This window comes from Streptomyces sp. NPDC059989, from assembly GCF_042736975.1.
Taxonomy (GTDB): domain Bacteria; phylum Actinomycetota; class Actinomycetes; order Streptomycetales; family Streptomycetaceae; genus Streptomyces.
The window spans coordinates 1-25393 of sequence record NZ_JBHWUO010000022.1 but is presented as its reverse complement, the minus strand read 5'-3'; the positions used below and the strand labels follow the sequence as shown (position 1 = coordinate 25393).

Here is a 25393-nt window from a genome sequence, read left to right as displayed (position 1 = left end):
GCGGAGCCGGAACCGCCACCGAGACCGCCCCGTCCCAGCCCCGAATCACCCGGGATGAGAGGGAGTTGCGATGGGAGCGGGAACGGGAGCGAGGGCGGGGGCGGCGACGCGGGTCAGGCTCGCGGGGGCGGTGTGCGGGGTCGCGGCCCTCGCCCTCGCGGCCGGCTGCGGCGACGCCCCGGTGCGGCAGAGCACTCCGCAGGACACCCTGCAGCGCCGCGAGGCGGTGGCGGCGGCCTGGGAGGGGTCGGCCGCCCTCGCGCGGTGGCGCGAGGACCAACGGCTCGGCCTGAACCCCCCGATCGTCATGGAGCGGGCCGAGCCGCCCATCACCCCCCTGGGCATCTCCGGCCGCCGGACGGTCCCGCTGATCGGCCACTCCGCCCTGACGGGGGACGTGGCCTCCTTCAACGTGATCGCGGGCCACGGCAATTGCGACGCCGGAGTCGCCGTCGACGTCCTGGAGGGCGCGGGCACGGTGGTCCTGGCCGGCCGGATCCTCGTCCGCACCGACCTGAAACCGGACGCCAAGTGCACCGGGGCGATGCGCAGGGCGACCGTCGCGGTCACCCTGTCCCGGCCCGTGGGCGACCGCATCCTCCTCGACGCGGCCTCGGGCGAACCGCTGGAGTTCCGCGACACGGCCGACTGAGGGGCGCTCAGCCGTGCAGGCGGGCCGCCTTCAGGGCCATGTGGAGCAGCAGGCGGTCCTCGCCCTCGTCCAGGTCGAGGCCGGTCAGCTGCTCCACCCTGGCGAGCCGGTAGTACAGCGTCTGGCGGTGGATGCCGAGGGCCGCCGCCGCGCGGCCCGCCTGGCCGGCGCAGTCCAGGAACACCTCGGCGGTGCGGGCGAGTTCGCGATGGGCCGGGCCCAGCAGGGCGCGGGCCGCCGGGTCGTCCACCGGATCGGCGGCGAGCGCCGCCAGCAGCCGGTACGGGCCGATCGCCGACCACTGGGCGACCGGGCCGAACCGGGGCTGGGCATTGGCCGCCCGGGCCGCGGCCACGGCCTGCGCCCAGGCGGCCGGCAGCTCCGTGAGGGCCCGGACGGGATCGGCGACCCCGGCGGTCACGGGGTGGGCGCCGCCCGTGCCCGCGGTCGCCGTGGCACCTGCCCCTCCCGGGCCCCCGGCTCCCGCGGTGACCGCCGCTCCCGCGGCGCCCCGGGTTGCTGCCGGCCCCCCGGCTCCCGCAGTACCCGCTGCTCCCGCGGCGCCCCGGGTTCCCGTCGGCCCGCCGGCTCCCGCGGTGACCGCCGATCCCGCGGCGGCGCGCGGCAGTAGGCGGGCCACCGCCGTCAAGGCCGGAGCCAGCGCATCCGTCGAGCGGAGCCGGAGCAGCACCGCCAGAGCCGAGCCGCCCGCCACACCGCCCTTGGCGCCGGGCTCCCCGCCAGGGACCACGCACACCGCCGCCGCGCCCGGAACCGACGCCGGCGGCTCCCCGGACCACGGCGCCACGCACACCGCCGCGTGCAGCCCGTCCCCGCCGGGGCCCAGGGCCACCCGCAGCGCCGCCACCGCCATGTCCTGCTGCCAGCCCCGCCCGGCCGTGAGCACCGCCAGGAACTCCCGCGACAGGTCCGCGCCCGCCTTCGCCTCCTCGGCGAGCAGGATCCCGATCCGCTCGGCCACCTCCATGGCCGCCGCCAGCTCCGCCGCCTGCGGGCCGGGCTCCTGGTCGAGGAGCCATACGTAGCCCTGCACGATGCCCCGGTACCGCACCGGCAGGCAGATCCGCCCCCGGAAGACCCCGGCCTCCGGCGCCGCCGGGATGCGCACCGGGCCGGTCGCGCGGGCGATGCCGAAGCCCTCGAACCAGGAGCGGACGGCCGCCGTCGACTGGCGGGTCAGGATCGAGCGGGTCCGTACCGGGTCCATGGCCGCGTCGTCGTCGCTGTCGTGCGCGCCGAAGGCGATGAGGCGGAAGTCCCGGTTCTCCAGCGTCGCCGGGGCGCCGAGCAGCGCCGAGATCTCGTCCACCAGGTCCTGGTAATCGCCCTTCACCCGGACATTCTCCCACCCCCGGAGGGGCTCTTCAGACAGATGTATGAGATCCGGGACACGGATGCGTGACAGCTGTCGATGGCAGAGGATCGAAGCGATCCTTAGGTTTCACGGTGGTTTTACTTGCGGTTTCTGCCGCGCTTTCTTCTGCCACCCGTTGGAGGTGCCCCCGTGCTGGGTCCCGTGATCCTCGCCGCTTCGCGCAGCGACAAGATGCGCCGAATCGTCTCTGCCGCCCCGGTGACCAAGCCCGTGGTGAACCGCTTCATCCCCGGGGAGACGGTCGACCAGGTCATCCCGATCGTCGAGCGGCTCACGCAGAACGGCCTGGAGGTCACCCTCGACGTCGTCGGCGAGGACATCACCGAGGTGGCGCAGTCGCACGCCGCCCGGGACGCCTACCTCCAGCTCATCGAGCGCCTCGCGGACCTCGGCCTCGGCGAGACCGTCGAGATGTCCGTGAAGCTGTCGATGTTCGGCCAGGCGCTGGAGGGCGGCCACGAGCTGGCCCTCGCCAACGTCCGCCCGGTCGTCGAGGCCGCCGCGGCCATCGGCACCACCGTGACGCTCGACGCCGAGGACCACACCACCCTCGACTCGATGTTCGCCATCCACGAGGAACTGCGCCGGGACTTCCCGCAGACCGGCTGCGTGATCCAGGCCTACCTCTTCCGCACCGAGGCCGACGCCCGCCGCCTGGCCGCCGCCGGCAGCCGCGTCCGGATCGTGAAGGGCGCCTACAAGGAGCCCGCCGAGGTCGCGTACCAGGACAAGTCCGAGATCGACCGGGCGTACGTCCGCATCATGAAGATCCTGATGGAGGGCGAGGGCTACCCGATGATCGGGTCGCACGACCCGCGTCTGATCGCCATCGCGCAGGAGCTCGCCCGGACGGCCGGGCGCAAACTGGACGAGTACGAGTTCCAGATGCTGTACGGCATCCGCAGCGAGGAGCACCTGCGGCTGGCGGCAGAGGGCCACCGGATGCGTGTGTACACCGCGTACGGGACCGACTGGTACGGCTACTTCATGCGCCGTCTCGCGGAGAAGCCGGCCAACCTGCTCTTCTTCGTCCGCTCGATGATCACCAAGAACTAGCCAAGAACTAGGTCAAGGAGTTACCAGCCCCATGGATGCTGTGACCCAGGTCCCCGCGCCGGTCAACGAGCCGGTCCACTCGTACGCCCCCGGCACCCCGGAGCGCGCACGTCTCGAAACGCAGCTCAAGCAGCTGTCCGAGAATCCGATCGACCTCCCGATGACGATCAACGGCGTCAAGCGGATGGGCGGTGGCGAGCGCTTCGACGTGGTCCAGCCGCACGACCACAAGTCGGTGCTCGGCACCTACGGCAACGCCACCCAGGCCGACGCGCAGGAGGCCATCGACGCCGCCCTCGCCGCCGCCCCGGCCTGGCGCTCGATGTCCTTCGACGACCGCGCCGCGATCATCCTGCGCGCCGCCGAGCTGCTGGCCGGCCCGTGGCGCGAGAAGCTCGCCGCCTCCACCATGCTGGGCCAGTCGAAGACCGCGCAGCAGGCCGAGATCGACACCCCGTGCGAGCTCGTCGACTTCTGGCGCTTCAACGTCCACTTCGCCCGCCAGATCCTGGCCGAGCAGCCCGGCGCGAACTCCGCCGGCGTGTGGAACCGCAGCGACCACCGCCCGCTCGAAGGCTTCGTCTACGCGATCACGCCGTTCAACTTCACGGCCATCGCGGGCAACCTGCCGACCGCGCCCGCCCTCATGGGCAACGTGGTCCTGTGGAAGCCGTCCCCGACGCAGACCCACTCCGCGGTCCTGCTGATGGAGCTCCTGGAGGAGGCCGGCCTCCCCAAGGGCGTCATCAACCTCGTCACCGGTGACGGCATCGCGGTCTCCGAGGTGGCCCTGAACCACCCCGAGCTGGCGGGCATCCACTTCACCGGCTCGACCAAGACCTTCCAGTACCTGTGGAAGACGGTCGGCAACAACATCGAGAAGTACAAGTCCTACCCGCGCCTGGTCGGCGAGACCGGCGGCAAGGACTTCGTCGTCGCGCACCCGTCCGCGGACCGCGCCGTCCTGAAGACCGCGCTGACCCGCGGCTCCTTCGAGTTTCAGGGCCAGAAGTGCTCGGCCTCCTCGCGCGCCTACGTCCCGGCCTCGATCTGGAACGACGGCTTCAAGGAGGCCTTCGCGGCCGAGGTCGACGGCATCGCCATGGGTGACGTCCGCGACCTCACCAACTTCATCGGCGCCGTCATCGACGAGCGGTCGTTCGCGAAGAACAAGGCCGCCATCGACCGCGCGAAGGCCGACCCGACCTGCGAGATCGTCGCGGGCGGCACGTACGACGACTCGGAGGGCTACTTCGTCCGCCCGACCGTCATCGCGTGCACCGACCCGGAGAACGAGGTCTTCACGACCGAGTACTTCGGCCCGATCCTCGCGATCCACGTCTACGAGGACGCGGACTACGACGCGATGCTGGCCCAGATGGAGTCCGTCTCGGCGTACGCCCTGACCGGCTCGATCATCGCCGGTGACCGTTACGCGGCGGCGGACGCGATGGAGAAGCTCCGCTTCGCGGCGGGCAACTTCTACATCAACGACAAGTCCACCGGCGCCGTGGTCGGCCAGCAGCCCTTCGGCGGCGGCCGTGCCTCGGGCACGAACGACAAGGCCGGCGCGGCGACGAACCTCCAGCGCTGGACCTCGACCCGCTCCATCAAGGAAACCCTGGTCGCCCCGACCGACTACGGCTACCCCCACATGGGCTGACCCCAGCCCCGCTGAACCCCGCCCCCGCCCCGGTACCCCCAAGTCCGGAGCGGGGGCGGTTCCAGTTCCGGGGGCGATGAACTGCTGCTAATCTCAAGCGAGTTGGTACGGAGGCATGCTCCACAGGCTCGGGCCCGGCAACCCGAGGGGGGTAAAGGGCTCTCACGAGTTCCCGTACGTGTGACTGTGCAGCTTGTCCGGATGTACGAGACCTCTGTGCGCCGTTCCGGGACGGGGCTTCGAGGAGACGTATGTCCACACACGGCAGCAATCGGCACCGGACCGCAACACTCTGCGCCAGGGCGACGGGGATCCCCTACAGCCGGTGTGCCCAATGGGCGGCAGACGGCCTCATCACACGCCACCAGAACTGGGCGAGGTATCGCTGATGCTGACCGCGGCGATCGTGACGGCGGCCGTGCTGGGTGTCGCCAAGGTGGTGCGGGACTGGCTGATCCTGCGGCAGGTGCGGGCGGCCATGGAGACCTGCACGCCGGAGGATCGGGTCCGGATCGGGATGCGGCTGGCCTCGGCGCTCGGTGGGGGGCCGGACGGCGGAGCAGCCCCGGGGGAGTCCCCGGAGCCTTCCGTCGGCGAGGGGGTCAGACCTCGACCATGACCTGGTCCAGGGATTTGCGGATCAGGTCCGGGACCTCGCAGTCGGGCGCCGGGTAGCCGACCGGGATGACCGCGAAGGCCTTCTCGTTCTCCGGGCGCTTCAGGACGTGGGAGAGGAAGCGCATCGGGCTCGGGGTGTGGATCAGGGCCGCCAGGCCGGACAGGTGGAGGGCGGACAGGAGCATGCCGACCGCGATGCCGACCGACTCGTCGACGTAGTAGTGCTTGCGCTTCGTGCCGTCCGGGCCGAGCCAGTAGCGCTGCTGGAAGACCACGATCAGCGCCGGGGCGTCGGTGAGGTGGGTCTTGACGGCGTCGGTGCCGAGCGGGCGCAGGGCGGCGAGCCACTCGTCGCCGAGGCGGCCGTCGTAGGAGAGCTCCTCCTCCTGCTCGGCGGCGGCGCGGATCTGCTCCCGTACGGCCGGGTCCTTGACCAGGACGAAGGTCCACGGCTGCTGGTGCGCCCCGGACGGCGCGGTCGCGGCGCAGGCGATGGCGTCCCGGACCACCTGCTCGGGCACCGGGTCGGGGGAGAAGTGGCGCACGGTCCGCCGCTCGTCCATCCGCGCCCGCAACTCGGCGGAGCGCGCGAGGGATTCCGCGCTCGGCATCCGCTCGGGCCGGTAGGGGGCGGGACGGTACGGCTGGCCGTGGGTGGGGGTCCATTGCTGTGTGGTGGGCGACATGGAGTGAGTGTGCTGGGGCGATCACGGACATGGCCAGGAACGTGCAGGCCGATTCGTGGCGGGGGGACACTGCTTCCATGACCGATACGCGGACACGCCTCGCGCACACCTCGCAGTTGGGCCCCGGCACGCCGGCGGAGATCCGGGCCCTGCTCCACGCGGCGTTCGAGGGGGACTTCGGCGACGAGGACTTCGAGCACGCGCTCGGCGGGATGCACGCCTTGGTGTACGAGGGCGAGGAGCTCGTCGCACACGGGAGCGTGGTGCAGCGGCGCGTGGTGCACCAGGGGCGGGCGCTGAGGGTGGGGTACGTCGAGGGGGTGGGCGTACGGGCCGACCGGAGGCGGCGGGGGATGGGGGACGCCGTCATGGTCGGGCTGGAGGAGGTGATCCGGCGGGCCTATGTGTTCGGCGCGCTGTCCGCCTCCGACGAGGGGGCTCCGCTGTACGCGCGCCGCGGCTGGACGGTGTGGGGCGGGCGGATCGGCGCGCTCTCGCCCGGTGGGCCGGTGCGGCTGGCCGACGAGGAGGGGTCCACGTACGTGTGGGTGCCGCCCGGGGGGATTCGGCTGGATCCCTCCGGGCGGCTCGACTTCGACTGGCGGGACGGGGACGTCCTGTAGCCGCGGGAGTCGCGAGAGCGGCGGGCGCTACGAGCCCGAGATGCTTGCCGCGCCCGACTCGATGTGGCCCGTGTAGCGGCGCGACCAGGTGCCGTCGGAGCCGGCCAGGATCGTGAAGTCGTACCAGCCGTTGCTGTACGCCACCGCGTTGAAGTAGTCCTCGCGCGAGGAGTTCGCCGGGACCGTGTACGTCCACGGGCCGTCCGTGCGGTAGGCGTTGGAGCGGATCGTGAAGGTGACCGCGGCGGCGGAGGCGTTGGTCATCTTGAAGTAGACCGCCGTCTTGCCCGTGCCCGGCTCGACCGCGAAGCGCGCCGCCACCTCCAGGTCCTTGCCCGGCTTCGTGGCGTCGCCGAGGAAGCGGCGCAGGAAGCGGTTCGGGCCGTACATCGAGATGTCGTACTTGCCCGAGCCGTAGCCCGTGCCGATGTTGAAGTAGTCGCTGCCGGTGCCGCCCGCGTCGACCGTGTACTGCCAGGCGGCCGTGTCCCGGTACTGGTGCGGGTGGATCGAGAAGTGCGCCGCCTGCTTCGCCTCCGCGCCCTGGTTCGTCATCGAGAACCAGGCCAGGATCTTGCCGGCCGCCCCGAATTCGAGGCGGTCCAGGTTGCCGTTCACCTGGTACGGAAGGGCGCGCGCCGGCCGGGTGCCCGGCTCCTGCGCCGGGAGGGCGTTGTCCTGCGGCGCCGGGTTGGGCAGCGGGCCGCAGGTCGCCTGGCCGATGACCTTGGCGGTGGACGGGAGGCCCGCCGGGACCCCGTAGACCGGGTGCGCGAAGTCGAAGACGCCGGTCAGGTCGCCGACGACCTTGCGGCGCCACGCGCTGATGTTCGGACAGGTGGCCGGGGTGCCGAGGGCGGCCGTCCACTTCTCCATGAACCGCAGGACGGAGGTGTGGTCGAAGACCTCCGAGCTCACCCAGCCGCCGCGGGTCCACGGGGACATGACCAGCATCGGGACGCGGAAGCCGAGGCCGATCGGCACGCCGTCGATGTACTCGCCCGGGGTGCCCGGCGGGGCGATCGGCGGCGGGACGTGGTCGAAGAAGCCGTCGTTCTCGTCGTAGTTGAGGAAGAGGACGGTCGAGTCGAAGACCTCCGGGTTCGCGGCCAGCGCGCGGTAGACCAGGTCCACGAAGTGCGCGCCGTCCCCGGGCGGGGCGTACGGGTGCTCCGAGAAGGCCTCGTTGGCGACGACCCACGAGACCTGCGGGAGGGTGCCCGCGACCACGTCCGCGCGGATGGCGGCGGCGATGTCGTCCGGGGTGGAGCCGGTGACCTTCGGGACGGAGCCCATGCCGCGGTCCCACAGCGGGTTGCCGGGCGCCGCGTCCGTGAACTTCTTGAAGTAGGCGAGCCCGTTGTCCCCGTAGTTGTCCTGGGCGTTCTGGTAGACCTTCCAGCTCATGCCGGCGCGCTGCAGGGCCTCCGCGTACGTCTCCCAGGTCAGCCCGGACTCCTCGCCGCCGTCCTTGCTGCCCGCGTCGACCTTGCCGCTCCACAGGAAGGTGCGGTTCGGGCCGGTCGCGCTGAGCGTGGAGCAGAAGTAGGCGTCGCAGATCGTGTAGTTGTCGGCGAGCCCGTAGTGGAAGGGTATGTCGCCGCGGTCCAGGTAGCCGAGGGTGTGGGTCTTGCCGACGCCGGCCACCCAGTTGTCCATCCGGCCCTTGTTCCAGGCGGCGTGCTGTGAGGTCCAGCTGTGCGGGAGGTCGCCGGTGCACTGGGCCAGGGTCTCGCTGTCGACCCCGCCGGCCGGCGGGGTGGAGGACAGCTTCCACGGGTACTGGCGGCCGCCCCAGTTCGGCTGGTTGAAGGTGCCCCAGCCGCCCGGGATGTTGCCGGCCGCCCGGTCGCCGAAGCCGCGGACACCCTTCAGCTTGCCGAAGTAGTGGTCGAAGCTGCGGTTCTCCTGCATCAGGATCACCACGTGCTTCACGTCGGTGATCGTGCCGGTCGCGGCGGCCGCGGCCGCCGTCGTCGGCGCGATCGCGGGCAGGGCGGCGCCCGCCATCAGCCCGGCGCCGATTCCCACGAACCCTCTGCGGCTGATCGGTGTCACTGCCTGCTCGCCTCCAACTTCAGTGCCCCGCTGGCACATTGACGGCAAGAGTGGCGGCAGCCGCCGCAAAGGTCTACATCCGTGCGGTAAGAACTCGGTGAACATCCGGTTGGCTGGATTCAGCCGTCGAGACGAACGAGCATTTTGCCGAGATTGTCCCCTCGGAGCATGCCCCGGAAGGCCTCCACCGTGTGATCGAATCCCTGGACAACGGTGGTGTCGGTGCCGATCCGGCCACTGCGCAGATGGGGGACGAGGAAGTCCTCCAGCTCGTCCTGCAGATTGGTGTGATTGCGAACCAATACCCCTTCCAGCCGAAGTGACTTGTGTACGACCTCGAAGAGGTTGCGGGGCGCGGCGGGGGAGCGGTCGCCGTTGTACATCGAGATCCCGCCGACCCAGGCGATCCGCCCGTACTCGCGCAGCACGTCGATCGCGCCCTCCAGGTGGTCCCCGCCGACGTTGTCCACGTAGACGTCGATCCCGTCCGGAGCAGCCTTCGCGAGCTGTTCGCCGACCGGGCCGTCGTGGTAGTCGAAGGCCGCGTCGAAGCCGAGGACCTCGGTGAGGTGGCGGACCTTGGCCGCCGAGCCCGCGCTGCCCACGATCCGGCGGGCCCCGAGCAGCCGGGCGATGTGGCCGGTCGCCGTGCCCACCCCGCCCGCCGCGGCGGAGACGAAGAGGTCCTCGCCCTCCCGGAGGGCGGCGGTCCGGGTCAGCGCGGCGTACGCGGTCAGGCCGGTGCCGCCGAGGATCGAGAGGTACGCCTCCAGGGGGACGCCCGCGTGGTTCCGCAGCGTGCGCGTGCCGTCCACGCCGCGGGTGACGAGGGCGTGCGTACGCCATCCCTGCCGGTGGAAGACCAGGTCGCCCTCGCGCAGCCCCGGGTCGCGGGAGGCGAGCACGCGGCCCACCGACCGGCCCTCCAGCGGGGCGTGGAGCTCGAAGCCGTCCTCGCCGCCGTCCATCATCCCGCGGTGGTACGGGTCCACCGAGAGCAGCAGGTTCTGCACGAGGGCGGTGCCGTGTCCCGGTTCCGGGACGGGGTGCGAGGTGTAGGCGAAGTCGGTGGGGGCGGGGAAGCCCACGGGGCGGGCGATCTGGTGGACGGCGTAAGCGGTGTCTGCGGTCATGGCGCTGACGCTAGGAGGGAATCATCGGGCCGGGCAGGGGGTTTGGCTCATGGAAGCCGCCGTTGTATGAGCGGCGCTCATACAACGAGGTGAGAGCCCATGGCAGCCGGCGACAGCGGCACGGGAACCGGCGCAGGGGCCGGAGCCGGAGGGGCCCGCGGAAGCGGCCCGGCCGAACTCGGCCCGCAGGAACTGCGGATCCTGGTCGCCGTCGCCGAGGCCGGCGGGTTCTCCGCCGCGGCCGCCGCGCTCGGCCTCACCCAGTCGGCCGTATCGCACTCCGTGCGCGGCAGCGAGGCCAAGATCGGCGCGGTGCTCTTCGAGCGCGGGCGGAGCGGGGCCTCGCCCACCCCGGCGGGGGAGCGGGCCGTCGGGCACGCCCGCCGCATCCTGCGACTGTACGAGGTCCTCGGCGCGGAGGCGCGCGGCGCGGGCCGGGCGGGCGGCCCGGCGGGGCCGGGCGCGGGCGCCGACGTGCTCGAAGGCGTCATCCGGATCGCCGCCTTCCGCAGCGCGGCCCTGCACCTGCTGCCGCCCGCCCTGGAGCGGCTCACCGCCCGGCACCCCGGGGTCCGCCCCGAGGTCCGGGTGGTGCGCGAGCTCGGCGCCGGCACGGCCGGGGAGGTCGCCGCCGGCCGCGCGGACCTGGGCATCGCCACCCTGGGCGGCCCGTCGGAGCTGCCGCCCGGCCTGCTGAGCGGGGTGCTCGCGCGGGAGGCGTACGCGCTGGTCCACCCGGTCGGCCACCCGGACCCGAAGGCGCTGCCCCTGCTGGACTGGGACGAGAACTGCGGCTCCTACACCCGCGACTGGTGGCGGGCCCAGGACTGGATCCCGTCGGCCACCGTGAAGGCGGAGGACGACGGGATGGTGCTCACGATGGTCGGCCGGGGCCTCGGCATGGCGATCCTGCCGGAGCTGTCGCTCCGCGAGGCCGGTCCGGCGGTGCAGATCACCGGTTTGGGCCCCTCGGGGCCGGTGAGGCGGGTGGGATACGTCACCACGCCGGAATCGGCCGCAACCCTCGCCGTAAGGGCTCTGATCAGGGAACTTCGCTCCGAGAAGGGCTGAAACGGACCCCCGGGAGGAGGCCTTCCGGGGGGTTCGGCGTCTCAGATAGTAGGAAGTCCGAGTAATTGCGGAGACATACAGCGGGACCTGCCCTAGCTTTGTAGAAGCCGAACGTCTCGCCGATCCGGCGAATGGCGGTCGAGAGCGCGCGCCCCTGCAGGCAACCCCTGCGGCGCACTGCTCCCCGCCTCATCCGGCGCCTTGAAGGAACCCCTCATCCGTGGCCCCGCCACGCCGTGATCTCAAGGAGTCGATCACCATGAACGCATCCACCGCACCCCGCCGCGTCCGCCGCTCCTCCACCGCGGACGCCGACCGCAAGCAGGCCGCCGCGGCCCTCCAGCGGGCCCTCGACCGCCGCGACAACGGCGGGGCGACCGGCCACTGAACAGCGCCCCAGGACATGTTGCGTCCACATGGGTCCAGATGCTGGACGCAATATGTCTGAGGGCTGGGACACGGAGTACGGTTTCGCCATGTCGACCAGCATCAATCTCGCAGTGATCCCCGGTGATGGCATCGGCCAGGAAGTCGTGGCTCAGGGACTCAAGGTCCTTACCGCGGTCCTGCCCCAGGATGTGAAGCTGGAGACCAAGGAATACGATCTCGGCGCCCAGCGCTGGCACCGCACCGGTGAGACCCTCCCGGAGGCGGAGCTCGAAGCCCTCAAGCACCACGACGCGATCCTGCTGGGCGCCATCGGCGACCCGTCGGTCCCGTCCGGTGTCCTGGAGCGCGGTCTGCTGCTGAAGCTCCGCTTCGCCTTCGACCACTTCATCAACCTGCGCCCGTCGAAGCTGTTCCCCAACACGGCCACCCCGCTCGCCGGCCGCCCGGAGATCGACTTCGTCGTGGTCCGCGAGGGCACCGAAGGCCCGTACACCGGCAACGGCGGCTCGCTGCGCACCGGCACCCCCGCCGAGGTGGCCACCGAGGTCAGCATCAACACCGCGTACGGCGTCGAGCGCGTCGTCCGCGACGCGTACGAGCGGGCCAACGCCCGCCCCCGCAAGAAGCTGACCCTGGTCCACAAGAACAACGTCCTCGTGTACGCGGGCCACATGTGGAAGAACATCTTCGACAAGGTCGGCCAGGAGTACCCCGAGGTCACCACCGACTACCTGCACGTCGACGCCGCGACGATCTTCTTCGTCACCCAGCCCGAGCGGTTCGACGTCATCGTCACGGACAACCTCTTCGGTGACATCCTCACCGACCTGGCCGCCGCCGTGACCGGCGGAATCGGCCTCGCCGCCTCCGGGAACATCAACCCGACCGGCACCTTCCCGTCCATGTTCGAGCCCGTCCACGGCTCGGCCCCGGACATCGCCGGCACCGGCAAGGCCGACCCGACCGCGACGATCCTCTCCGTCGCGCTCCTGCTGCGCCACCTGGGCTACGAGGCCCAGGCCGTCCGCATCGAGGACGCGGTCTCCGCCGACCTGGCCGAGCGCGACGGCACCTTCCGCTCCACCGACGAGATCGGCGACGCCCTCGCCGCCCGCGTAGCCGGCTGACCCGGCAGCTCCACCCCAGGAAGCCGCCGGGTCGCATTCCAGGACCCGGCGGCTTCTCCTGTGCGGCCCCGGGTGCCACCATCTCCCCTGGGCCGCAACACCCCGTTTCTCCGAACCCCCCTCGCGCGCGATAATCGAACGCGAGGCCGCGGACTACGGGGAAGCTCGGACGTCCTAGTAACTAGTACGCATGAGCGCGGTCCGCCATACACACACGGTGAAGGACAAGCACTCATGACGACGCCCACGATCGAGCTCAAGCCCTCCTCGAACCCGCTGTCCGACGCGGAGCGCGAGGCGATCCTGGCCAGCCCCGGCTTCGGCCGCCACTTCACCGACCACATGGTGACGATCAAGTGGACCGAGGGCCGCGGCTGGCACGACGCCGAGCTGGTCCCGTACGCGCCCCTGGCGATCGACCCGGCGAACATGACGCTGCACTACGCGCAGACGATCTTCGAGGGCCTCAAGGCCTACCGCCAGCCCGACGGCACCGTCGCGACCTTCCGCCCCGAGGCCAACGCGGAGCGCTTCCAGGCCTCCGCCCGCCGCATGGCGATGCCCGAGCTGCCGGTGGAGCTGTTCATCGACGCCTGCGACGCGCTGATCAAGCAGGACCGCGCCTGGGTGCCGGACTCCGGTGAAGCCTCCCTCTACCTGCGGCCGTTCATGTTCGCCACCGAGGTCGGCCTCGGCGTCCGCCCGGCCAACGAGTTCCTCTTCATCGTCATCGCCTCGCCCGCCGGCGCCTACTTCCCCGGTGGCGTCAAGCCCGTCTCCGTCTGGCTCTCCGAGGAGTACGTCCGCGCCGCCAAGGGCGGCACCGGCGCGGCCAAGACCGGCGGCAACTACGCGGCCTCCCTCGTCGCCCAGGCCCAGGCCGCCTCGCACGGCTGCGACCAGGTGGTCTGGCTCGACGCCGTCGAGCACCGCTGGATCGAGGAGATGGGCGGGATGAACCTGTACTTCGTGTACGGCGACCGCATCGTCACGCCCGAGCTCACCGGCTCGCTCCTCCCCGGCATCACCCGCGACTCCCTCCTCACCATCGCCCGCGACCTCGGCTACACCGCCGAGGAGGGCCGGATCACCACCGAGGACTGGCAGCGCGACAACGCGAACGGCACCCTCACCGAGGTCTTCGCCTGCGGTACCGCCGCCGTGATCACCCCGGTCGGCTCGGTCAAGTCCACGCGTGCCGACTGGACCCAGGGCGACGGCGAGCCCGGCCAGGTCACCATGCGCCTGCGCAAGGCCCTCCTGGAACTCCAGACCGGCCACGCCGCCGACCACCACGGCTGGATGCACCCGCTGGGCTAGTCCGTACCGCCCCGAACGATCCGAAGGCCCCCCGTGCATCGCGCGGGGGGCCTTCGGTCGTCAGGGGCAGCGGGCGGGCAGGAGGAGGGCGTGGTCAGCGCTCCTCGTCCCCCTCGCCCGCGCGCTTCTTCTTGCCCTCCTGGTTCGTCCCGTCGGGGCCGAGGCCCACCAGGGCGTCACCGAAGGCGTAGGCCAGGCCGGCGACGCCCTTGACGATCTTGCCCGCCACGTATGCGAGTTCTTCCACGACGTCTCCCCGTGTCGTTCGTGGCGACCCTGTCCTGTTCGGCCGCCGCTGTACCGGTAGACGCCACCGCGGGACCCACGGTTGAACACCGAGTCCGATCCGGGGAACCTGGAGTGGGGGACCGTACCGAGGTGGTGTGCGATGTCCGAGGCGAGCAGGTTCTGGGCCTCCGGTGCCTGGCAGGTCTCCGAAGGCAGAGAAGACGAGTTCGAGGCCCGGTGGGAGGCCTTCCTGACGTGGACCAGGGGTGCGAACGAAGGGTTCCTCTTCGCCCGCCTGATCCGCGATCTGAGCAGCCCCGGCCACTACGTGTCCTTCGCCTCCTGGAGTGACGCGGAGGCCATGAAGGGCTGGCAGGAGAAGCCCGAGTTCGCCGAGCACTTCGGCGGCTGCCGCGAGTTGTGCGACGACATGTCGGGCGGCGGTTTCGCGCTGGCGCGGGCGGTGGACGGTTAGCGGTGCGTCGTACGTACGAAGGCCCGCGCTCCCGTATCGGGGGCGCGGGCCTTCGTACGCGAGGGCGGCTCAGGCGGCCGCGGCCACCGGCTCCGGTTCCTCGGCCGGGACGGCCGCCGGGGAGGTGCGCGCGGTCAGGGCCGTGTAGACGAGCCCGCCGGCCAGGCCGGACAGGACGAACGAGCAGTCCACACCGCCGGTGAGGGCGAGCAGCGGGCCCTCGTAGAAGGGGGTGGTCACGGCGAGCAGGCCGACGCCGGCGCCGATGACCCAGGAGGCGGTGGCGGCCGGGTTCCAGCCGCCGCGGTACCAGTAGATCCCGCCCACCGAGCGGCGGTTGAAGACCTGGAGGGCATCGGCGTCGTACTGCCCGCGGCAGCGCACGTAGCCGATGAGGGTGATCACGGCCCACGGGGTGCCGATCGCGGTCAGCAGCAGCACGAAGGAGGTCATCGCGGACTGCACGTCCCACTCGAAGGAGCCGACGAAGACGAACGCGGTGGCGACGGCCGCGGCGATCACGGTGGCCTTGGTGCGCGTGGCCCTGGGGATGATCGCGTCGAGGTCCAGGCCCATGGAGTAGAGCATCAGCCCGGCGTTGCCCACCGAGCCGGCCGCCGCGGCGGCGAGCAGCGGAACCAGGTACCAGAACGGCGCGGCCTCGACGAGGGGCCCGGCGTAGTCGGCGCCGGCCCTGGCGGCGAGGGCGGTGTACGTGCCGAAGAGCTGCGGTATCAGCAGGCCGGCCAGCAGACCCAGGCCGGTGGCCCAGAACACCTTGCGGGAGCTGTGCCGGCGGGGGGAGATGTAGCGGGTGTAGTCGCCGAGCAGGGTGATGAAGGCGACGGGACCGCTGAGGCCGGCGGCGACGGCCGCGAGCAGCCAGGTCGGCCAGAAGGAGCCGAGGAGCAGCGGGGTCTCCGGTGGGGCGGCGGCGGTGAAGTCCGGGGCGTAGGCGAAGAAGCCGACGGCAAGCAGGACCACCATGCCGATGGAGAGGATCTTGCTCATGCGCAGCAGCAGCCGGTAGCCGAAGACGGCCCCGACGACGGTACACGCGGCCAGTACGCCGTACATCACGGCCCGCGAGACACCGGTGTCCGGGAGCCCGGTGAGCCGGGAGAGGGTGCCGACCATCACGTCGCCGCCGATCCACAGCGTGAGCGCGGTGTAGCCGAGCGAGAGCAGCAGGCCCACGATCGAGCCGACGAGCCGTCCGCGGACACCGAACTGGGCGCCGCTGGAGGTCGACAGGTTGGTGGCCGTGCGAAGGGAGACCAGCGCCAGCGGCGCGGTGAAGGCGATGCCGACGAGGGTGCCGGTCACGATGGCGGTGACCGAGGGCCACAGGCCCAGTCCGAAGGACGGGGGCAGCCAGCCGAAGACGATCACGCCGAGGCAGAGGTTGGAGCCGAGCAGGATCGAGATCAGGTCACGGGGACCGCTCGTTCGCTCCTCTTCCGGGATGGTGTCGACTCCGCGCTGTTCGATGGGCATGGGGGGACTCCCTTGGCAGGGCCGGGATGGTTGCGCAATTGTTTGAGCGACACTCAATGTGACTCAAGCCCTGCTTGTAGGTCAATGATTCCCAGCGAGGAAATGAAGAGTTAGAGTGATGCTCTAACCCATCGAGGCAAAAGGTGGTGGATCGCCGTGCGGCTGACCCCTACGGAGCGCGACCGGCTGCTGCTCCGCAGCGCAGCGGAACTGGCCAGGGCCCGGCGGGCCCGGGGCCTGAAGCTCAACGTCCCGGAGGCCACCGCGCTGATCGCGGACACGGTCTGCGAGGCCGCGCGCGACGGCAAGCGGCTGGCGGAGGCCATCGAGGAGGCCCGCAGCGTGCTGGGCCCCGACGACGTCCTGCCCGGCGTGGCCGACGTGGTCACCGAGGTGCACGTGGAGGCCGTCTTCGACGACGGATCCCGCCTCGCGGTGGTCTCCTCGCCCATCAAGGGCGCGGCCTCCCTCGGCGACGACGCCCCCGGCGCTGTCGTCCCCGGCCCCGGCGCCCCCCAGCCGGAGCCGGTGCTGCACCTGCGCGTGCGCAACACCGCCTCCGTACCGGTGAGCGTCACCTCGCACTTCCACTTCTTCGAGGCCAATCCCCGCCTCGACTTCGACCGCGCCGCCGCCTACGGGATGCGGCTGTGCGTACCGGCCGGCTCGTCCGTACGGTTCGACCCCCACGGCGAGGGCGAGGTCGGCCTGGTCCCGATCGGCGGCGACCGCATCGCCGTCGGCTTCGCCGGGCTGGTGGACGGGCCGCTGGACGCGCAGGGCGCGAAGGAAGAGGCCCTGCGCAGGGCCGCGGCCTGCGGCTACCTCGGCGTATCTGAAACCGGCAGCGAAGGAGCACAGGCATGAGCCGCCAGACCCCCCACAGCGACCACTGTGCGCCGGGCAGCCGGCACATCGACCCGCACGAGTACGCCTCCGTCTTCGGCCCGCGCGCCGGTGACCGGGTCCGGCTCGGCGACTCCGGGCTGACCGTCCGGGTGGAGTCCGACGCGCAGAAGCCCGGCGACGAGTTCCTCGCCGGCTTCGGCAAGACGGCCCGTGACGGCCTGCACCTGAAGGCCGCCGCGGTCCGCGAGACCTGCGACGTCGTGATCAGCAACGTGCTGGTCATCGACGCGGTCCTGGGCATCCGCAAGGTGTCGATCGGCATCCGCGAGGGCCGTATCCACGCGATCGGCCGGGCCGGCAACCCCGACACCCTCGACGGAGTCGACGTCGTCGTCGGCACGGGTACGTCGATCGTCTCCGGCGAGGGCCTGATCGCCACCGCCGGAGCCGTGGACACCCACGTCCACCTGCTCTCCCCGCGCATCATGGAGGCCTCGCTCGCCGCGGGCGTCACCACGATCATCGGCCAGGAGTTCGGCCCCGTCTGGGGCGTCGGCGTCAACTCCCCGTGGGCGCTGAAGCACGCCTTCAACGCCTTCGACGCCTGGCCCGTCAACATCGGCTTCCTCGCCCGCGGCTCCTCCTCGGACGCCGCCCCGCTCGTCGAGGCGCTGGCCGAGGGCGGTGCCTCCGGCTTCAAGGTCCACGAGGACATGGGCGCCCACACCCGGGCGCTGGACACGGCCCTGCGGGTGGCCGAGGAGTACGACGTACAGGTCGCCCTGCACAGCGACGGCCTCAACGAGTGCCTGTCCGTCGAGGACACCCTGCGCGTCCTGGACGGCCGCACCATCCACGCCTTCCACATCGAGGGCTGCGGTGGCGGACACGTCCCCAACGTGCTCAAGATGGCGGGCGTGCCGAACGTCATCGGCTCCTCCACCAACCCCACCCTGCCCTTCGGCCGGGACGCGGTCGCCGAGCACTACGGCATGATCGTCTCCGTCCACGACCTCAAGCCGGACCTCCCCGGCGACGCCGCCATGGCCCGCGACCGGATCCGCGCGGGCACGATGGGGGCCGAGGACGTCCTGCACGACCTGGGCGCGATCGGCATCACCTCCTCCGACGCCCAGGGCATGGGCCGCGCGGGCGAGACCATCCGCCGCACCTTCGCCATGGCGGCGAAGATGAAGGGCGAGCTGGGCCCCCTGGCCGGCGACGGCGAGGGCGACGACAACGCCCGCGTCCTGCGCTACATGGCCAAGCTGACCATCAACCCCGCCATCGCCCACGGCCTGGCCCACGAGATCGGCTCCATCGAGGTCGGCAAGCTCGCCGACATCGTCCTGTGGCGCCCCCAGTTCTTCGGCGCCAAGCCGCAGCTGGTCCTCAAGTCCGGCTTCCCCGCCTACGGCGTCACCGGCGACCCCAACGCCGCCACCGACACCTGCGAACCGCTGGTCCTCGGCCCGCAGTTCGGCTCGTACGGAGCCACCGCCGCCGACATCTCCGTCGCCTTCGTCTCGGCCGCCGCGGCGGCCCTCGGCAGCGACGAGATGCCGACCCGCCGGCGCCGCGTGGCCGTCCGCGGCACCCGCGGCATCGGCCCCAAGGACCTCCTCCTGAACTCCCGGGTGGGCGCGGTCGATGTCGACGCGCGCAGCGGCCTCGTCTCCCTCGACGGGGAACCGCTGCGCTCCGAAGCCGCCGAATCGGTCTCCCTCAACCGCCTGTACTTCTTGTAAGTCAGCACAGCCCGTAAGGACCCTGCCATGACCAAGCCTGTTGCCGACGGATTCCGGATGCCCGCCGAGTGGATGCCCCACGAGCGGACCTGGATGGCCTGGCCCAGCCCCAACCCGACCTTCACCAACGAGCAGGAGCTCGCCGAGGCCCGCGAGGCCTGGGGCGCCGTCGCCCGCGCGGTGCGCACGTACGAGCCCGTGACGCTCGTCGTCTCGCCCGGCGACGCCGAGAGCGCCCGCGCGATCGTGGGTGACGACATCCAGCTGGTGGAGCGCGAGCTCGACGACGCCTGGATGCGCGACATCGGCCCGACCTTCGTCACCAACGGGGCCGGCGAGCTGGCGGCCGTCGACTGGACCTTCAACGGCTGGGGCGCCCAGGAGTGGGCCCGCTGGGACCACGACTCGAAGATCGCCCGGCACGTATCCGACGTGGTCGGCACCCGCACGTACAGCACCCCGCTCGTCAACGAGGGCGGCGCCATCCACGTCGACGGCGAGGGCACCGTGCTCCTCACCGACACCGTGCAGCTGGGCGAGGGCCGCAACCCCGGCTGGACCCGCCAGCAGGTCGAGGCCGAGATCCACGCCCACCTGGGCACCACCAAGGCCATCTGGCTCCCGTACGGCCTGGCCGGCGACTACGGCACCTACGGCACCCAGGGCCACGTCGACATCGTCGCCGCCTTCGCCCGCCCCGGCGTGGTCATGGTCCACACCCAGCCCGACCCGGCCCACCCGGACCACGAGCGCTGCAAGACCATCGCGGCCATCCTGCGCGCGTCCACCGACGCCCAGGGCCGGCGCCTGGAGGTCGTGGAGGTCCCGGCGCCGACCGTGCTGGAGGAGGACGGCGAGTGGGTGGACTACTCGTACATCAACCACTACCTGTGCAACGGCGGCGTCGTGCTGTGCGCCTTCGACGACCCGCGCGACGAGGAGGCGGCCGAGATCTTCCGCGGACTGTTCCCCGAGCGGACCGTGACACTCGTTGACGCACGTACGATTTTCGCCGGGGGTGGCGGTATCCACTGCATCACCCAGCAGCAGCCGAAGGTCTGACCTTCGGGATCCGGACAAGGAGTGGGCCCATGGTGGCGGGTGGAGTACCGGTACGGGCGGCGCGCAAGAACGCGCCCCCGCGCGAGGACGTACTCGTCGCCGCCATGGCCACGATCGCCGAGCGGGGCCTGGAAGGCCTGACCATGGCCGGTCTGGGCCGCGAGGTCGGCATGAGCAGCGGCCACCTCCTCTACTACTTCCGCAGCAAGGACGAGCTCCTGCTGCAGACCCTGGAGTGGAGCGAGGCGGCGCTGGGCGACCAGCGCCGGGCCCTGCTGTCCCGGCGCGCCCCGGCGCGCGAGCGGCTCCAGGCGTACGTCGACCTGTACGTGCCGGAGGGCGCCCGGGACCCGCACTGGACCCTGTGGCTGGAGGTCTGGAACCGCTCCCAGAACGCCGGACCCGAGGAACGCGACCGGCAGGCGGCGATCGAGGGCGCCTGGCACCGGGACCTGGTGGCCCTGCTCGCCGAGGGCATCTCGCGCGGCGAGTTCCGCCCGGTCGACGCCGACCGCTTCGCGGCCCGCACCAGGGCCCTCCTCGACGGATTCAGCATCCAGCTGGCGGTGGGCCTCCCCCTGCTCTCCCGCGAGGAAATCCTCGAACACGTCCGAGAGTTCCTCACAGAAGGCCTCACACCACCCACACCCAGCCCCGCGGGCACATCCAGTCCCGGCGGCACACCCAGCCCCGCCGGCGTTTGAGGCGCGGGGCCTGGGGCGGAGCCCCAGCAACGGCGCCGCACCCGACCACGCCCGACACAGGGTCCGCATACTGAGATCCGTGTCCGCGAGCCGCAGGCGATATGGCACACTGCGGGCGTGCTTGCTCACCCCATGATTATCGGCAGCAGCGCGCCGGTCCGCACTGACCGCTGAACCGTGGAAGAACTCCGCGGCAGAGGCCATCGTGCCCCAGACCCGCGCGCAGACCTCTCGCACCCGCGAGGGGTTTTTTCGTTTCCCGGCCCATTCCTGCCGGGACCGGGCCGCGCGCGATGATGGGGGCAGTGGATCCCGGACACCCGGACCCACTCATCCGACAGGAGTCAGATCAGCATGACGACGACAGAGGTCCTCGACGACGGCTTCCATGTCTTCGACACCACCCTGCGCGACGGTGCGCAGCGCGAAGGCATCAACCTCACGGTCGCCGACAAGCTGACGATCGCCCGGCACCTGGACGACTTCGGCGTGGGCTTCATCGAGGGCGGCTGGCCCGGCGCCAACCCCCGCGACACCGAGTTCTTCGCCCGGGCCCAGGCCGAGATCGACTTCAAGAACGCCCGGCTGGTCGCCTTCGGCGCGACCCGGCGGGCGGGCGGCTCGGCCGCCGCGGACCCGCAGGTGCGGGCCCTGCTGGAGTCCGGCGCCCCGGTGATCACGCTCGTCGCCAAGTCCCACGACCGGCACGTCGAGCTCGCCCTGCGCACCACGCTGGACGAGAACCTGGAGATGGTCCGGGACACGGTCTCCTACCTGGTCGCCCAGGGCCGCCGCGTCTTCGTCGACTGCGAGCACTTCTTCGACGGCTACCGCGCCAACGCCGAGTACGCGAAGTCCGTCGTACGCGCCGCGCACGAGGCCGGCGCCGATGTCGTCATCCTCTGCGACACCAACGGCGGCATGCTGCCCGCCCAGATCACGGCGACCGTGGCCACCGTCCTCGCCGACACCGGCGCCCGCCTGGGCATCCACGCCCAGGACGACACCGGCTGCGCCGTCGCCAACACCCTGGCCGCCGTCGACGCGGGCGCCACCCACGTCCAGTGCACCGCGAACGGCTACGGCGAGCGCGTCGGCAACGCCAACCTCTTCCCCGTCGTCGCCGCACTGGAGATCAAGTACGGCCGCAAGGTGCTCCCCGACGGCGCGCTCGCCGAGATGACCCGGATCTCGCACGCGATCGCCGAGGTCGTCAACCTCACGCCCTCCACGCACCAGCCGTACGTGGGCGTCTCCGCCTTCGCGCACAAGGCCGGTCTGCACGCCTCGGCCATCAAGGTCGATCCGGACCTCTACCAGCACATCGACCCCGAGCGGGTCGGCAACACCATGCGGATGCTGGTCTCCGACATGGCCGGCCGCGCCTCCATCGAGCTCAAGGGCAAGGAGCTCGGCGTCGACCTCGGCGGGGACCGCGCGCTGATCTCCCGGGTCGTCGAGCGGGTCAAGGAGCGGGAGCTCCAGGGCTACACCTACGAAGCCGCCGACGCCTCCTTCGAGCTGCTGCTCCGCGCCGAGGTCGAGGGCCGGGCGCGCAAGTACTTCCGCATCGAGTCCTGGCGCGCGATCGTCGAGGACCGCCCGGACGGCACCCACGCCAACGAGGCCACGGTCAAGCTGTGGGCCAAGGGCGAGCGGATCGTCGCGACGGCGGAGGGCAACGGCCCGGTCAACGCCCTGGACCGGGCGCTGCGGGTCGCCCTGGAGCGCTTCTACCCCCAGCTGGCCAAGTTCGAGCTGGTGGACTACAAGGTCCGCATCCTGGAGGGCAAGCACGGCACGGAGTCCACGACCCGCGTGCTGGTCGCCACCACGGACGGCGTCCGCGAGTGGTCCACGGTGGGCGTGGCCCCCAACGTCATCGCCGCCTCCTGGCAGGCCCTGGAGGACGCCTTCACCTTCGGCCTCCTGCACGCGGGCGTCGAACCGGCCGAGTAGTCCCGCCGCCGGGTCAGCACTTGTCCTCCACCAGTGCGCGGAACTTCTTGGGGGACATGGCCCGGCCGCCGGCCCACACCTCGCCGGGTTTCAGCCCGGCGAGGTCCTCGGCGGTGAACCTCACGGTGCCGGAGTAGTCGGCGAACCCGGGGGCGTGGAACCTCAGGCCGTAGCGGCGCCCGGGCTCCAGGCGCCGGTTCTCGCCCCACTCCCGCACCGCCCAGCTCGCCGGTGGCGAGAACAGCGGGAACGAGACCGTGCCGGGGGCCAGCGGAGATCCGCCGGCCATCCAGCCGTCCTCCGACACGGGGAGCGGCGTCGCCGCGGGGGAGGGCGCCGTCGATCCCAGGGAGGGCGCCGCCGTCCCGGGGGAGGCCGCGGACTCCCTGTGGACGTAGAAGTCGGCGGTGCCGATCGCGTCCTTGCCGCACGGCACCATCGTCACCTGAGGCGTTCCGTCGACTCCGTTGTGGACCGAGATCAGCGGCAGGTCCGCCGCCGAACAGCCCGAGAGCACCCCTGCTCCCACCAGTGCCAGAGCCACCCCATGCCATGCGCGCCGCATCAGCCCACCCCCCTGGCGGCAGCGTACGCGTGCGCACATCGACCGAGGTCCGGACGGGCTTATGTCCTGTTCACACAGGAAACTTCCGGTTCGGGTAGCGTCGAGCGTATGAGGACCAGGCTTATATCCGCACACTTTGGATCATTGCTGGCCGGTCTGGTGCTGGCCCTGTCCGCGACCGGACTCCTGGTCGCCCCGCAGGCATCGGCCGCCACCGGCGTCACCGCCGTGGGGGAGGCCCTCAAGGAGGGCCCCGTCTACGTCGACCCCCGCGCCGAAGCCCAGCTGCCCAAGGCGGACGCGGACGCGCTCGCGAAGAAGATCAAGGACGCCGGGAAGCCGGTGTTCGTCGCCGTGCTGCCCGCGACGAGCGAGTTTCCCGCTGACAAGGTGCTGAGCGCGGTCCGGGCCGAGACCGGGATCACCGGGCTCTACGCGATCCGGCTCGGCGACGGCTTCAACGCCGGCGCCGACAAGGCGGTCATGCCGACCAACGCCGTACGCAACCTCACCGACGCGGTGAAGGTGGGGGCGCCCGACGCGGCCACCCAGCTCGACAACTTCGTGGACCAGGCCCTGAGCCAGGCCAAGGGCAGCGCCCCGGCCTCCTGGGGCAGCACCGGCGCCGACACCGGCGCCCCGGTCGGCGGGCTGATCACCCTCGGCGCGGTGGCCGCGATCGGCGGCGGTGGCGCCTACGCGCTGGTCCGCCGCAACCGGAAGAAGAAGGAAGAGACCCGGCGCGAGGCGATCGAGCGCCTCAGCGTGGTCGTCGACGAGGACATCACGGCCTTCGGCGAGGAGCTGGACCGGCTGGACTTCCACCCCGGCGAGCCCGGCGCCGACGACGCGATGCGCAAGGACTACGAGCAGGGCCTCGACTCGTACGAGAAGGCCAAACAGATCATGGCCTCGGTGCAGCGCCCCGAAGAGGTCCAGGGCGTGACCCAGGCGCTGGAGGACGGCCGCTACGCCCTGGCCTGCCTGGACGCGCGCCGTCAGGGGCAGCCGGTGCCCGAGCGCCGCTCGCCGTGCTTCTTCGACCCGCGGCACGGGCCGAGCACCGAGGACGCCTCCTGGGCTCCGGCCGGCGGGGCCGCCCGTACCGTGCCGGTCTGCACGGCGGACGCCGTACGGCTGCGCGACGGCCAGGACCCGGCCGTCCGCACGGTCGACACCGAGCACGGACCGCGCCCCTACTACGACGCCGGCCCGGCGTACGGTCCCTGGGCCGGCGGCTACTTCGGCGGCGGCATCCTGCCCGGCCTGCTCGTGGGCACGCTGCTCGGTTCGATGATGTCGAGCCCCGCCTACGCCTCGGACTTCGGCGGTGGCATGGGCGGCGGCTTCGAGGGCGGGGACGTCTCCGGGGCCGACTTCAACCCGTCCGATTTCGGCGGCGGGGACTTCGGCGGCGGTGGCGGCTTCGACGGGGGCGGTGGATTCGACGGCGGGGGCGGCTTCTAGCCGCCCCCGGTCACCCGGGCCGAGCGCTTCGTCAGGCCTGCTTGACGGCGGAGATGTCGAAGGTCAGCTTCACCTTGTCGCTGACCATCACACCGCCGGCCTCCAGGGCGGCGTTCCAGGTCAGGCCCCAGTCGGAGCGCAGGATCTCGGCGGAGCCCTCGAAGCCCACGCGCTCGTTGCCGTAGACGTCGGTGGCGGAGCCGTTGAACTCCAGGTCGATGGAGAGCGGGCGCGTGACGTCCTTGATCGTCAGCTCGCCGGTGATGCGGTACGTGTCCCCGCCGAGCGGGCTCGCCTCGGTGGAGCGGAAGGTCATCAGCGGGAAGGCCTCGGCGTCGAAGAAGTCCCCGCTGCGCAGGTGCCCGTCGCGGTCGGCGATGCCGGTGTCGACGGAGGCGATCTTCACGTCGATGGACGCGGTGGACCGGGACGGGTCGGCGCCCTCCAGGTGCAGCGTGCCCTCGTGCTCGGCGAAGCTGCCGCGGACGTTGGTGACCATGGCGTGGCGGACGGTGAAGCCGATGCTGCTGTGGGCGGCGTCGATGGTGTAGTCGCCGGTGAGGGCGGCGAGGGCGGGGTCCACGTCGAGCGTGGCGACGGCGCCGGCGCCCTGCTGGAGGTTCGTGGTCTGGCTGCGGCGGGTGAAGAGACCCATGACGTGCTCCTTGGTAGCGGTTCTGTTGAATCTTCAACGACTTCAACAGGAACGACGCTAGACCCATTCCGTTCAAATTTCAACATCTAGGCAGGGTGTCTCCCCCATTTGTGGAAGGTCCACAAAGGACGAAGGTCTCGTATGGCGGAGTCCACGCATCCACGGGCCGTACTGTGCGGGCCGGACAGCTGATGACACCCGAGACTGTGTGGAATGAACGGAGGTTTTTCATCGCGCGCTTCGTAAGGTCGGTACATGACCGTTGTGGACCAGACCCCGAGCGAGCCCACGGACGCCCGCGGGCGCGTGGCCGAGTTGCAGTCCCTGCGTGAGCAGGCGCGGCGCGGGCCGAGTGACCGTGCGACCGAGGCGCAGCACGCGAAGGGCAAGC

24 protein-coding genes are annotated in these 25393 nt (G+C 71.6%); 16 read left to right on the top strand and 8 right to left on the bottom strand.

Features of this window, described 5'->3' with window-relative positions; all coding sequences use genetic code 11:
• Positions 1-70 precede the first annotated feature (70 nt).
• Entirely contained in the window at positions 71-652 is a 582-nt protein-coding gene (locus ACFWBN_RS20800; protein ID WP_385178360.1) for a hypothetical protein, read from the top strand.
• A 7-nt stretch (positions 653-659) separates the two neighbouring features.
• Here ACFWBN_RS20800 and ACFWBN_RS20795 read toward each other — a convergent pair whose 3' ends face one another.
• A complete protein-coding gene (locus ACFWBN_RS20795; RefSeq protein ID WP_385178359.1) occupies positions 660-2006 on the bottom strand; it encodes a PucR family transcriptional regulator in 1347 nt (448 codons plus the stop codon).
• 171 nt (positions 2007-2177) lie between these two features.
• Here ACFWBN_RS20795 and ACFWBN_RS20790 point away from each other — a divergent pair, with 171 nt between their 5' ends.
• From ACFWBN_RS20790 to ACFWBN_RS20780, 3 genes are all read left to right on the top strand, one after another.
• Entirely contained in the window at positions 2178-3104 is a 927-nt protein-coding gene (locus tag ACFWBN_RS20790; RefSeq protein WP_385178358.1) for a proline dehydrogenase family protein, read from the top strand.
• 31 nt (positions 3105-3135) lie between these two features.
• Entirely contained in the window at positions 3136-4767 is a 1632-nt protein-coding gene (gene pruA, locus ACFWBN_RS20785; protein WP_385178357.1) for an L-glutamate gamma-semialdehyde dehydrogenase, read from the top strand.
• A 388-nt stretch (positions 4768-5155) separates the two neighbouring features.
• Complete coding sequence (locus tag ACFWBN_RS20780) at positions 5156-5386, top strand: hypothetical protein (RefSeq protein WP_385178356.1); 231 nt, start codon at positions 5156-5158, stop codon at positions 5384-5386.
• On the opposite strand, the gene ACFWBN_RS20775 is transcribed toward ACFWBN_RS20780, so the two are convergent.
• Positions 5370-6071, bottom strand: coding sequence for a nitroreductase family protein (locus ACFWBN_RS20775; RefSeq protein ID WP_385178355.1), 702 nt, complete (start codon positions 6069-6071; stop codon positions 5370-5372). The genes ACFWBN_RS20780 and ACFWBN_RS20775 overlap by 17 nt on opposite strands.
• Before the next feature lie 77 nt (positions 6072-6148).
• Here ACFWBN_RS20775 and ACFWBN_RS20770 point away from each other — a divergent pair, with 77 nt between their 5' ends.
• Positions 6149-6694, top strand: a complete 546-nt coding sequence (locus tag ACFWBN_RS20770) for a GNAT family N-acetyltransferase (RefSeq protein WP_385178354.1) — start codon at positions 6149-6151, stop codon at positions 6692-6694.
• A 27-nt stretch (positions 6695-6721) separates the two neighbouring features.
• On the opposite strand, the gene ACFWBN_RS20765 is transcribed toward ACFWBN_RS20770, so the two are convergent.
• Positions 6722-8752, bottom strand: coding sequence for a phosphocholine-specific phospholipase C (locus tag ACFWBN_RS20765; protein ID WP_385178353.1), 2031 nt, complete (start codon positions 8750-8752; stop codon positions 6722-6724).
• 119 nt (positions 8753-8871) lie between these two features.
• Positions 8872-9885, bottom strand: a complete 1014-nt coding sequence (locus ACFWBN_RS20760) for an NADP-dependent oxidoreductase (RefSeq protein WP_385178352.1) — start codon at positions 9883-9885, stop codon at positions 8872-8874.
• A 99-nt stretch (positions 9886-9984) separates the two neighbouring features.
• Between ACFWBN_RS20760 and ACFWBN_RS20755 the strand changes: the two genes are divergently transcribed.
• From ACFWBN_RS20755 to ACFWBN_RS20740, 4 genes are all read left to right on the top strand, one after another.
• Positions 9985-10956: a LysR family transcriptional regulator gene (locus ACFWBN_RS20755; RefSeq protein WP_385178351.1), complete on the top strand. Its 972-nt coding sequence runs from the start codon at positions 9985-9987 to the stop codon at positions 10954-10956.
• Positions 10957-11215: 259 nt separating this feature from the next.
• The gene (locus tag ACFWBN_RS20750; protein WP_385178350.1) at positions 11216-11344 is read left to right on the top strand and encodes a hypothetical protein; all 129 of its coding nucleotides are present in this window, start codon (positions 11216-11218) and stop codon (positions 11342-11344) included.
• An 88-nt stretch (positions 11345-11432) separates the two neighbouring features.
• Positions 11433-12473, top strand: coding sequence for a 3-isopropylmalate dehydrogenase (locus tag ACFWBN_RS20745; RefSeq protein ID WP_385178349.1), 1041 nt, complete (start codon positions 11433-11435; stop codon positions 12471-12473).
• A 234-nt stretch (positions 12474-12707) separates the two neighbouring features.
• Positions 12708-13793 (top strand): branched-chain amino acid aminotransferase, encoded by a 1086-nt coding sequence (locus tag ACFWBN_RS20740; protein WP_385178348.1) that lies wholly within the window; start codon positions 12708-12710, stop codon positions 13791-13793.
• 94 nt (positions 13794-13887) lie between these two features.
• Here ACFWBN_RS20740 and ACFWBN_RS20735 read toward each other — a convergent pair whose 3' ends face one another.
• Positions 13888-14040, bottom strand: a complete 153-nt coding sequence (locus ACFWBN_RS20735; protein WP_385178347.1) for a hypothetical protein — start codon at positions 14038-14040, stop codon at positions 13888-13890.
• Between the two features lie 141 nt (positions 14041-14181).
• Between ACFWBN_RS20735 and ACFWBN_RS20730 the strand changes: the two genes are divergently transcribed.
• Positions 14182-14496, top strand: coding sequence for an antibiotic biosynthesis monooxygenase family protein (locus ACFWBN_RS20730; RefSeq protein ID WP_385178346.1), 315 nt, complete (start codon positions 14182-14184; stop codon positions 14494-14496).
• A 69-nt stretch (positions 14497-14565) separates the two neighbouring features.
• On the opposite strand, the gene ACFWBN_RS20725 is transcribed toward ACFWBN_RS20730, so the two are convergent.
• Positions 14566-15993, bottom strand: coding sequence for a cytosine permease (locus tag ACFWBN_RS20725; RefSeq protein ID WP_385178345.1), 1428 nt, complete (start codon positions 15991-15993; stop codon positions 14566-14568).
• A 156-nt stretch (positions 15994-16149) separates the two neighbouring features.
• On the opposite strand from ACFWBN_RS20725, the gene ureA reads away from it, so the two are divergent.
• The 5 genes from ureA (at position 16150) to cimA (ending at position 22315) form a co-directional block, all read left to right on the top strand.
• The gene (gene ureA / locus ACFWBN_RS20720; protein WP_385178344.1) at positions 16150-16860 is read left to right on the top strand and encodes an urease subunit gamma; all 711 of its coding nucleotides are present in this window, start codon (positions 16150-16152) and stop codon (positions 16858-16860) included.
• Entirely contained in the window at positions 16857-18590 is a 1734-nt protein-coding gene (locus ACFWBN_RS20715) for an urease subunit alpha (protein ID WP_385178343.1), read from the top strand. The genes ureA and ACFWBN_RS20715 overlap by 4 nt, the downstream gene beginning before the upstream one ends.
• Before the next feature lie 27 nt (positions 18591-18617).
• Positions 18618-19652 carry an agmatine/peptidylarginine deiminase gene (locus ACFWBN_RS20710; RefSeq protein ID WP_385178342.1) on the top strand — a complete coding sequence of 345 codons (1035 nt, stop codon included), beginning with the start codon at positions 18618-18620 and terminating at the stop codon, positions 19650-19652.
• Positions 19653-19681: 29 nt separating this feature from the next.
• A complete protein-coding gene (locus ACFWBN_RS20705) occupies positions 19682-20356 on the top strand; it encodes a TetR/AcrR family transcriptional regulator (protein WP_385178341.1) in 675 nt (224 codons plus the stop codon).
• Positions 20357-20710: 354 nt separating this feature from the next.
• Positions 20711-22315, top strand: a complete 1605-nt coding sequence (gene cimA, locus ACFWBN_RS20700; RefSeq protein WP_385178340.1) for a citramalate synthase — start codon at positions 20711-20713, stop codon at positions 22313-22315.
• A gap of 13 nt (positions 22316-22328) precedes the next feature.
• Here cimA and ACFWBN_RS20695 read toward each other — a convergent pair whose 3' ends face one another.
• A complete protein-coding gene (locus ACFWBN_RS20695; RefSeq protein WP_385178339.1) occupies positions 22329-22859 on the bottom strand; it encodes a hypothetical protein in 531 nt (176 codons plus the stop codon).
• Positions 22860-22988: 129 nt separating this feature from the next.
• On the opposite strand from ACFWBN_RS20695, the gene ACFWBN_RS20690 reads away from it, so the two are divergent.
• Entirely contained in the window at positions 22989-24347 is a 1359-nt protein-coding gene (locus tag ACFWBN_RS20690) for a hypothetical protein (RefSeq protein WP_385178338.1), read from the top strand.
• Between the two features lie 31 nt (positions 24348-24378).
• Here ACFWBN_RS20690 and ACFWBN_RS20685 read toward each other — a convergent pair whose 3' ends face one another.
• Positions 24379-25002, bottom strand: a complete 624-nt coding sequence (locus tag ACFWBN_RS20685; protein WP_385178337.1) for a YceI family protein — start codon at positions 25000-25002, stop codon at positions 24379-24381.
• Positions 25003-25393 lie beyond the last annotated feature (391 nt).